We start from the raw sequence: 9,669 nt of genomic DNA on the forward strand, positions 1-9,669 counted from the left end.
GCTGGCCGTCGCCGGCCACCTCGCCGGCTTCCTCCATGCGGAAGCCCCAGCCGGGGCGCGCCTTTTCCAGCTCGCCGAACACCACCTGCTCGGCCCGCTTGTCGGCGGCGGAAACGAAATCGCCCGGCCCCTTGCGCGAGACCTGCAGGTTTTCGATTTCGCCGAAATCGCGGGCCAGCCCGCGGCCGGCCTTCATGGCCGCCTGAACCATGACGTTGAGAAGCGCAGAACGAGCCATCGCAAAAACCCGCCAACCGTGGAAAAGAACCCGGCACCGCCGGTCGGGATCGTGACGATCTCCGACCGCTGCGCGGCACCGCTCGTGCCGGCCAAGCACCACAATCGGCGCTGCCGCGCAAGGGGCAAGCGGGAATGGGAGGATTGCGGCGGCGGCGCACGCCGCGCCGCTCAGTCGCCGCGGCCCGCCGCCGGCCCGTCCCCGAACACCACCCGGTTGCGGCCGCTGCGCTTGGCGGCATAGAGCGCCCGGTCGGCCCGCGCGATCAGGTCGTCAATGCCCGCGTCGCTCTCGTGGCGCACCGCGCCGCCGACCGAAATGGTCACCGACAGCGCCCCGCCGGCACTCTCCACCGGCGCGTGGGCCACGGTGGCCCGCAGACGCTCGGCCACCACCCGTGCCTCCATGACCGACACATCCGGCAGCAGCACGGCGAATTCCTCCCCGCCCAGCCGCCCCAGCTCGGCATCGTGGCGCAGCACCTGCCGGCAGCGCGCGCTGACCACCCGGAGAACGCGGTCGCCCACCGCGTGGCCGTGGCTGTCGTTGACCTGCTTGAAATGGTCGAGGTCGAACAGCAGCACGCACAGCCCGCGCGGGCCGGACAGCGCCTCGGCGGCCGCGGCAAAGAAGTGGCGGCGGCTGGTGGCGCCGGTCAGGGCGTCGGTGTTGGCCTGTGCGCGCAGTTCCGCCTCAAGCCGGTGGCGGGCGGTCACGTCGATATAGGCGTGAATGTTGTAGTCGCCCATGCGGCGGCTGTGGAAGCGGATGACCTTGCGCTCGCCGTTGCGGCACGTCACGGTCCATTCCTGCGGCTCGATCTCGGTGTCGTTGCGGGCCGCCAGCGCAACGGCTTCCGCCCACGCCGCCTTCACCTGCGCCCGGTAGTCCGGGTCGGGATAGACCAGCGGCCACCACTGGTCGGGCCGCTCGATCTCCTCCAGCCCGTAGCCGAACGTGCGCACGAAATTCTCGTTGACGAACAGGCTGTGCTCGCTGGCATCCTCGATGTGGAGGCCGATCGGCAGCAGGTCGCAGATGCGCGGCAGCAGGCTGAGCAGGTCCGGCTGGCGGGCGGCCCAGGCGGCGGCGGGACCGGCATCGGAGCCGGCCGGCGGCGGCCCGTGATCGGCAATCGTGATGAGATGGCCGCGGGCCGGCGGCGGCAGGCCGGTCAGCGTCAGCCCCAGAGCGCGGGTCTCGCCGCCGGCGGTGTGCGGCACCACGATGTCCCGGCGGGTGCACCCGGCCGGGGCGAACAGCGCCGCGATGCGTTCCGCCGCCGGCGCGCCGAACAGATCGGCGAGCGAGGCCGGAAGCGCCGGCTCCGCCCCGGGCGTGAGCAGCGCACAGGCCGCCCCGTTTGCCTGCACCACACGGCCATCCGCGACGACCAGCAGCGGCACCGGCACCGAGAACACCCATTCAAGCCGTTCCGGCTGAATCATGACGATTGCAGACCTGCCACTGACGTCCCGTTGCACGGACGTCCCCTTACCGAAGGGCCGCGGCGACACCCGTGCGCACGGCACCCGTTCGGCCAGCCCCGTCCCCCGGCCGCGGTGGCACTGCGGTCACAGTTGCAGCTTCGCCGGGCCGCTTCAAGGCGGCGGGGATGGCGATTTTTGGGTGTTTCCGGCCAGCGCGGCGCCCGCGCCGGACAGCGGCGGCATGGTGGCCCCTTTTCCTGCCCGCCAATCCGGGGCATGGTCGCCGCCATCCGCCGCACCGGGGCCACCGGCTGCACGGCCCTGCCCGGCCCCGCCCTCAGGCGGTCCACCTCCAAGGTTCTTTCCATGACGCAAACCCTGCCCGCCCCCCGCTTCGATGTGCTGTGCATCGGCAACGCCATCGTGGATGTCCTCGGCCGTGTCGAAGACGATTTCATCGTACGCGAAGGCCTGGTGAAGGGCGAAATGCGGCTGGTGGATGCCGGCCGCTCGGCCGAAATCTACGGCCATCTCGGGCAGGTGGTGCGCATGTCGGGCGGCTCGGCCGGCAACACCGCCGCCGGTGTCGGCTCGCTCGGCGGCACGGTGTGCTACATCGGCAAGGTGGCCGACGACGATCTCGGCCGCGCCTATGCCCACGACCTCGGCCATCTCGGCATCCGCTTCGCCACGCCGCCGCTGTCCGGCGGCGCGCCGACCGCGGTGTGCATCGTGCTGATCACGCCCGATGGCGAGCGCACCATGAACACCTATCTCGGCGCCTGCCAGTCCCTGACGACGGCCGATGTGGAAGCCGATGCCGATGCCATCGCCGGGGCGGCCATCACCTATCTGGAAGGCTATCTGTGGGATCCGCCGGAGGCCAAGCAGGCCTTCCGCCGCGCCGCAGAAATCGCCCATGCCAGCGGCCGGCAGGTGGCCATCACGCTGTCGGATTCGTTCTGCGTCGACCGTCACCGTGCGGAATTCCTGTCGCTGATCCGCACCGGCACCGTGGATATCGTGTTCGCCAACGAGCACGAGCTGAAGGCGCTCTACGAGACCGGCGACATCGACGCCGCGGTGGCCGCGCTGAAGGAAGACTGCACCATTGCCGCCGTCACCCTCGGCGCCGGCGGTTCGCTGGCGCTGACGCGCGACGAAACCTTCCACGTCCGCGCCGCCCCCGTCAATCAGGTGACCGACCTGACCGGCGCCGGCGACCTCTATGCCTCCGGCTTCCTGTACGGCCTCGCCCGCGGCATGCCGCTGGCCGACTGCGCCGCCATCGGCGGCCTGTGCGCGGCCGAAGTCATCACCCAGATCGGCCCGCGGCCGATGCGCTCGCTCGCCGATCTCGTCCGTCAGGCCGGCTATCCGGCCTGACGGCGGGGCCAGTGCGGTAACATTGCCGTGTCCGCGGCGCTGTCGAAACGGCGGCAGGACGGCCGGCGGTGAATCATCGCCAGACGATCTGCCGCAGCGCCCGCGCCCTGCTGTGGCAAGCAACAGCGTTCAATTCCGCCCCCGCAATCTCAAATGTGATGAAATTGTAATCTTGCGGGGGCTGTATCGGGCCGGCCGATGTCGTTAATCTCGTTGCCGGCCATCAGACGAGAGGTTTTGCACCCGTGCCACAGCCCACTCTTTCCGAGACCCCGACGAGCGAGGATTTCGAGGCCATCCGCCAGATGGTGGCCGAGAACTACAAGAATGTCGTGCTCGTGCTGCAGGGCGGCGGTGCGCTCGGCTCCTACCAGCCGGGCGTGGCAGAGGTGCTGAACCATATCGGCCTCCACATGACGTGGGTTGCGGGCATCTCCATCGGCGCCATCAACTCCGCGCTCATCGCCGGCAACCCGCCGGAGCGGCGCATCGAGCGCATGCGCACGTTCTGGGAGCGGGTGACGAGCCGCGTGCAGTGGCCGTTCGAGCCGCATGGCGACATGCTGCGCAGCTTCTTCAACCAGCTCTCGTCCTATTCGGCCCTCACCTTCGGCCAGCCGGGCTTCTTCAACCCGCGCGTTCCCCCGCCGCAGCTCCAGCCGGCCGGCAGCCACAACGCGCTCAGCTACTACGACACCGCCCCGCTGCGCGACACGCTGCTGGAACTGGTGGATTTCGACTATCTCAACAACGAGAGCCCCGTCCGCCTCTCGGTCGGCGCGGTGAACGTGCGCACCGGCAACTTCGTTTATTTCGACAGCCGCGAGCGTCGCATCACGCCGGAGCACATCATGGCCTCCGGCGCGCTGCCGCCGGGCTTCCCGCCGGTGGAAATCGAGGGCGAGCTTTACTGGGACGGCGGCCTCGTCTCCAACACCCCGCTCAGCTATGTGCTGACGCAGGCGCCGGACGACTGTTCGCTGATCTTTCAGGTCGACCTGTTCGCCGCGGTCGGCAACCGCCCGCGCACCATCGCCGAGGTCGGCGAGCGCGAAAAGGACATCCAGTTCTCCAGCCGCACCCGCCTCAACACCGACATTTTCCGCCAGACCCAGATGATGCGCCGCGCCGTGGGCGACCTTCTGGACAAGCTGCCGGAAGAAGTGCGCGACCTGCCGGAATACAAGGCCCTTGAGGATCATCGCCTGCGTTCGGCGGTGAACATCATCCACCTCATCTACCGCCGCCATGGCTACGACCGCGAGTACAAGGATTACGAGTTCTCGCGCAACACCATGATCGACCACTGGAATGCCGGCCGCGACACCATCATCCGCACGCTGCGCCACCGCGACTGGTTCCAGCCGCCGCACAGCCACCATCAGGCCGGCGTCGTGACCCACGACATCCACCGCGACGCTGCCGACTGAGCCCGTCTGCCCGAACCGCAGGAACGCCCCGCACCCCGGCCCGGCCGGCGTGCCGGGGGCCTCGTCTCCGCCCACCCGCCTGTTGGCCTGAGGCCGTCGCCGCCCCCGGGGCGCGCCGCCGGCCCGACCCGAAAAGGAGCCTGCCCGATGATCAGTGAAGACGAAATCCGCAAGAACGCCTTTGCGATGCCGTTCACCAGCCCGGCCTATCCGGTTGGCCCCTATCGCTTCATCAACCGCGAATTCCTCATCATCACCTATCGCACCGACCCGGAAGCGCTGGCCAAAGTGGTGCCGGCGCCGCTGGAAGTGCGCGATCCGATCGTGAAGTTCGAGTTCATCCGCATGCCGGATTCCACCGGCTTCGGCGACTATACCGAAAGCGGACAGGTGATCCCGGTCGTCTACAACGGCGAGCCCGGCGCCTATGTCCACTCCATGTATCTCGACTGCGAGCCGCCGATCGTCGGCGGGCGCGAGCTGTGGGGCTTCCCCAAGAAACTCGCCAACCCGCGGGTGATCGTGGAGAAGGAAACCCTCATCGGCGATTTGCATTTCGGCCCGGTCCGCGTGGCCACCGCCACCATGGGCTACAAGCACAAGTCGCTCGACGAGGCCGCCGTCATGGCCTCGCTGAAGCTGCCGAACTATCTGCTGAAGATCATTCCCCACGTGGACGGCTCGCCGCGCATCTGCGAACTGGTGCGCTATCACATGACGGACATCGTCTTCAAAGGCGCGTGGACCGGCCCGGCCTCGCTGGAGCTGATGCACCATGCGCTGGCCCCGGTGGCCCAGCTGCCGGTGCTGGAAGTGCTGAGCGGCACCCACATCCTGTCCGACCTCACCCTCGATCTCGGCACCGTGGTGCACGACTATCTGGCCTGACGGTCGGGCCCGACACGCCGGCCCGGCCGCACAACCGGATGGCGCGAATGCCACGCGGGGCGGAATTCGCCCCGCGCCTTCGCCAAAAGGCGCGGCCGGCACCTTGATCCGGCCGCCCCCGCACACCACACTCGCCGCGCCGGCGCCGCAGGCGTGCCCGCCAGAGGGATCGCCCCCCTTCGACGGGGGCGTGCTCTGGGATCGTGCCCTGTGCGTCCGGCTGGACTGGTGTGGAGTTCGATGCCGATCATGATGGCAGATATGCTGCGCCTCGCCGACGCCCGCCTCGCCGATGCCGGCTTTGCCGGCGCCCGCTGCGGACACAAGAGCGGCGGGCGCGGGAACAGCGGGCGCGGCAGATCGCTGAAGGCCGCCGTCGCCGCCGCTGTGCTGGCCGCCGGCTGCGCCGGGGCGGTGCTGGCACCGGCCTCGCCCGCCTTCGCACAGGCCAATCTCTCCGACCGCAATTCCCGCTCGGTCGTCACCGGCGCCGGCTCCACGGTGGTCTTTCCGGTGCTGAGCCGCTGGTCCTATGCGTTTCAGGAAGAAACCCACGTCCCGATCAGCTACCAGCCGAACGGCATGGTTTCCGCGCGCTCGCAGATCGACGCCGGATCGGTGACGTTCGCCATCACCGACGTGCCGTGGCCGGCCGAGCAGCTTGCCAGCAACGGCTTCGTGCAGTGGCCGCTGGTGTTCAGCGCCGTGGTGCCGGTGGTTTCGCTGCCCGGCGTGCACACGCTGGCCCTCGATGCCGCGACGCTGGCCGAAATCTATCTCGGCCGCATCACCCGGTGGTCGGATCCGGCCCTTGCCCGGCTCAATCCGGCGACGACGCTGCCCGACCTTGCCATCACCATCGTCTCGCATGAGCGCGAAGGCGGCTCCAGCCTCGTGTTCAACCGCTATCTCGCTGCCGCCAGCCCGGATTTTGCCCGCACCGCCGGCATCACCGCCCGCTCGGTCGTGCCCGCGGGCGCGAAGACCCTCACCTCCACCGGCGATATCGGCGTGGCGCTGACGGTCGCCGCCACCCCCGGCGCCATCGGCTACACCGATTATGCCGATGCCGTGGCCGTGAAGGCGACCATGCCCACGCTCGCCGGCACCGCCGGCCCGGTGCAGCCCACGCCGGCCTCGGTGCGCCGCACCGTCGACGATCTGACGGTGGGCTTCACCGGCGGCCTCGGCTTTGCCGACCTCGTGATCGATCCGGCGAAGCACGATGCCACCGCAAACGGCGGCTGGCCGCTGGTGGCCACCAGCTTCGTGGTGATGAACGCGGTGCCGCAGAACCGCGACAATGCCGCCGCCGCCCTGCGCTTCTTCGACTGGATCTATCAGCACGGTGCGGCAACCGCGAACGGCCTCGGCTATGTGCCGCTGCCGCCGACGCTGGTGAAGGCGGTCGAAGGGCTGTGGACGGCCAGCGTCGTTGCCGACGACAAGTCGCTCTGGCCGCAGAAGTGAGCCGGCCCGCGCGGCCCGACGTGCGGCCCGATGCGCGGCTTGCCAACCGGCGGCGGGCGCGATACCGAGGCGCCCAGTGACCGACGACGGAGCGGCTGGCCGCAGATGAGCAAGCCTGAAAGCCTGAAGCCCGGCGCTGCCCCCGGCAGCCGGCCGGCCCCGATTCCGCCCGACCGCAGCGGGCCGCTGGCCGCCCGGCTGTGGCGCAGCCATGTGCGCAAGCTGTGGCCCCGCCTGATCGTGGTGCTGATCGTGACGGCCATCACCGCCGGCACCACGGGCCTCTATCCCGTCATCATCAATCACGCCTACGACAGCTTCACCGCGCGCGACACGGTGGCCATCGCCTTCCTGCCGGTTGCGGTGGTGCTGGTCACGGTGGTGAAGAGCGTGGCGCTTTACCTGCAGGTGGCGCTCACCAACCGGGTGGCCACGCGCATCGAGACCGAGCTGCAGATCGAACTCTACGATCATCTGGTGGCCGCCGATGTCGCCCGCCTTTCGCGCGAAACGCCGGCGGCCCTGACGCAGCGCTTCACCACCGATCTCGGCTTCATCCGCGAGGCGCTGACCCGCGCCACCTCCTCCATGGTGCGCGATGCGATGACGCTGATCGCCGTGTTCGGTGCCATGCTGTGGCTCGACTGGCAGCTTTCGCTGCTGTCGCTGATCATCCTGCCGTTCGCGGTCATCCCGGTGCAGCGCATCGGCAAGCGGGTGCGGCGCGTCACCACCACCCAGCAGGAGCAGATGGGCCTGATGGCCGGCCTCGTGTCGGAGAGCTTCGGCGCCGCCCGCGTCGTCAAGAGCTACCGGCTGGAGGATTACCTGCGCACCCGGGCCAACACGGTGTTCGAGGTCATCCGCGGCCTCAAGATCAAGACGGCCGACCAGCGCAGCCGCGTCGAGCCGGTGATGGAGGCGCTCGGCGGCTTTGCCGTGGCGCTCGTGCTGGCGGTCGTCGGCTGGCGCATCGGCTCGGGGGCCTCCTCGGTCGGCGAGTTCACCGGCTTCATCTCCGCGCTGCTGCTCGCCGCCCAGCCGCTGCGCGGCATCGGCAGCCTCAACACCATTCTGCAACAGGGCTTTTCGGCGCTGGAGCGGGTGTTCGCGGTCATCGACGAGCCGGCGAGCGTCGTCGACCGGCCCGGCGCACAGCCGCTGCAGGTCAGCCACGGCGACATCCGCTTCGAGGCCGTGCGCTTCCGCTATCCCGATGGCACGCTGGCCCTCGACGGGCTCGATCTGGTGGTGCCCGGCGGCAAGACCACGGCCATCGTCGGGCGCTCGGGCGCCGGCAAGTCCACCATCTTCGGCCTGCTGCCGCGGCTCTACGATATCGAGGCCGGCCGCATCCTGATCGACGGCACCGATATCGGCACCGTAACGCTCGCCAGCCTGCGCCAGTCGGTCGGCATGGTCACGCAGGAAGCCGTGCTGTTCGACGACACGGTGAAGGCCAACATCGCCCTCGGCCGCCCGGGCGCGCCAGAGGCCGACATTGAGGCCGCCGCCGCCGCGGCCGCCGCCGACCGCTTCATCGGGCGGCTGCCGCAGGGCTACGACACGCCGGTCGGCGAGCGCGGCACCCGCCTTTCCGGCGGCGAGCGGCAGCGCATCACGCTCGCCCGCGCCTTCCTCAAGAACGCCCCCATCCTGCTGCTCGACGAGGCAACCTCGGCGCTCGATTCCGAATCCGAGCATCTGGTGCGCGAGGCCATCGACCGGCTGTCGCAGGGCCGCACCACGCTGGTCATCGCCCACCGGCTTTCCACCATCCGCGCCGCCGATCAGATCGTGGTCATGGATCAGGGCCGGGTGGCCGAATGCGGCACCCATGACGAACTCATCGCGCTCGGCGGCCTCTATGCCCGCCTGCACCGGCTGCAGTTTCAGGACGGCGGCCATGCCGATGCCGCCCCGGCAACGGCGGCCGGCGGGGCGTGAAAGCCCGCTTCCCGCTTTTCTCGGCGGCGGCGGACTGCTAGAACCCGGCCACGCGGGCGCCTGCGGGCGCCCCGCCCCTCTGTAACGAGCGATGCGACGATGCCCTTCGACCCCCACGGCGCGCCCCGCGGCGAGCGAATTACCGGCCCGGCCTCTGCGTGAGGCATCGGGCCGTCGAGGGTCGATGCGCGCGGGGGCCGGGATGACGGCGCCGGAAGGCCACAGGCGGCAGCGGCTGCCGGCCCGCGGCGCGCCCTGACCACCGGCGGCGGCCGGCGGATGCCCCGGGCGGCCTGCCTGCAGCAGACCGCTTTTGTGCCTTCCGTCCCCGTGCTCTCTGCCCCTTGCGCCCTTTCCCCGGGGCATCCCCCTTTCCGATTTTTTCGCGGTGGCCCCGATGGCTGCCGAACCCGAGACGACAGTCATGAGCGAGACCAAGACCAGCGACACCGCCGCCGGCGAACGCGATTATTCCAAAACGCTGTTCCTGCCGGAGACCGAATTTCCGATGCGCGCCGGCCTGCCCAAGCGCGAGCCGGAGTTCATCGCCCGCTGGAAGGCCATGGACCTTTATCGCCGCCAGCGCGAGGACGCCGCCGGCCGGCCGAAATTCGTGCTGCACGATGGCCCGCCCTATGCCAACGGCAACCTGCACATCGGCCACGCGCTGAACAAGATCCTGAAGGACGTGATCACCCGCTCGCGCCAGATGGACGGCTTCGATTCCAACTACGTTCCGGGCTGGGACTGCCACGGCCTGCCGATCGAGTGGAAGATCGAGGAGAAATACCGCGCCGCCGGCAAGAACAAGGACGAGGTGCCGGTCATCGAGTTCCGCAAGGAATGCCGCCAGTTCGCCGCCCACTGGGTGGGCGTGCAG

7 protein-coding genes and 1 pseudogene are annotated in these 9,669 nt (G+C 69.7%); 6 read left to right on the top strand and 2 right to left on the bottom strand.

Annotated features, from left to right (window positions below; genetic code table 11):
* Both V7067_RS12250 and V7067_RS12255 read right to left on the bottom strand, forming a co-directional pair.
* A pseudogene (locus V7067_RS12250) lies at positions 1–238 on the bottom strand (inositol monophosphatase); the annotation flags it as partial.
* A 170-nt stretch (positions 239–408) separates the two neighbouring features.
* A complete protein-coding gene (locus tag V7067_RS12255; protein ID WP_334176187.1) occupies positions 409–1,686 on the bottom strand; it encodes a diguanylate cyclase in 1,278 nt (425 codons plus the stop codon).
* 348 nt (positions 1,687–2,034) lie between these two features.
* On the opposite strand from V7067_RS12255, the gene V7067_RS12260 reads away from it, so the two are divergent.
* From V7067_RS12260 to V7067_RS12285, 6 genes are all read left to right on the top strand, one after another.
* Positions 2,035–3,054 carry an adenosine kinase gene (locus V7067_RS12260; RefSeq protein WP_334176188.1) on the top strand — a complete coding sequence of 340 codons (1,020 nt, stop codon included), beginning with the start codon at positions 2,035–2,037 and terminating at the stop codon, positions 3,052–3,054.
* Between the two features lie 245 nt (positions 3,055–3,299).
* Positions 3,300–4,484, top strand: a complete 1,185-nt coding sequence (locus tag V7067_RS12265) for a patatin-like phospholipase family protein (RefSeq protein ID WP_334176189.1) — start codon at positions 3,300–3,302, stop codon at positions 4,482–4,484.
* Positions 4,485–4,631: 147 nt separating this feature from the next.
* On the top strand, positions 4,632–5,372 hold the full coding sequence (locus V7067_RS12270; protein ID WP_334176190.1) for an acetoacetate decarboxylase: 741 nt from the start codon (positions 4,632–4,634) through the stop codon (positions 5,370–5,372).
* A 249-nt stretch (positions 5,373–5,621) separates the two neighbouring features.
* Positions 5,622–6,842 carry a phosphate ABC transporter substrate-binding protein PstS gene (gene pstS / locus V7067_RS12275; protein ID WP_334176191.1) on the top strand — a complete coding sequence of 407 codons (1,221 nt, stop codon included), beginning with the start codon at positions 5,622–5,624 and terminating at the stop codon, positions 6,840–6,842.
* A 105-nt stretch (positions 6,843–6,947) separates the two neighbouring features.
* Positions 6,948–8,789: an ABC transporter ATP-binding protein gene (locus V7067_RS12280; RefSeq protein ID WP_334176192.1), complete on the top strand. Its 1,842-nt coding sequence runs from the start codon at positions 6,948–6,950 to the stop codon at positions 8,787–8,789.
* Positions 8,790–9,213: 424 nt separating this feature from the next.
* Positions 9,214–9,669: class I tRNA ligase family protein (locus V7067_RS12285; protein ID WP_334176193.1), on the top strand; the 456-nt coding region annotated here is incomplete at its 3' end.

Origin of the sequence: Pseudoxanthobacter sp. (assembly GCF_036822375.1) — a bacterium.
In the GTDB taxonomy this organism is placed as follows: domain Bacteria; phylum Pseudomonadota; class Alphaproteobacteria; order Rhizobiales; family Segnochrobactraceae; genus Pseudoxanthobacter.

Coding starts and splice junctions, on each gene's coding strand:
- pstS (WP_334176191.1), top strand. CDS start 5,622: ATGATGGCAGATATGCTGCGCCTCGCCGACGCCCGCCTCGCCGATGCC.
- V7067_RS12280 (WP_334176192.1), top strand. CDS start 6,948: ATGAGCAAGCCTGAAAGCCTGAAGCCCGGCGCTGCCCCCGGCAGCCGG.
- V7067_RS12270 (WP_334176190.1), top strand. CDS start 4,632: ATGATCAGTGAAGACGAAATCCGCAAGAACGCCTTTGCGATGCCGTTC.
- V7067_RS12255 (WP_334176187.1), bottom strand. CDS start 1,686: ATGATTCAGCCGGAACGGCTTGAATGGGTGTTCTCGGTGCCGGTGCCG.
- V7067_RS12260 (WP_334176188.1), top strand. CDS start 2,035: ATGACGCAAACCCTGCCCGCCCCCCGCTTCGATGTGCTGTGCATCGGC.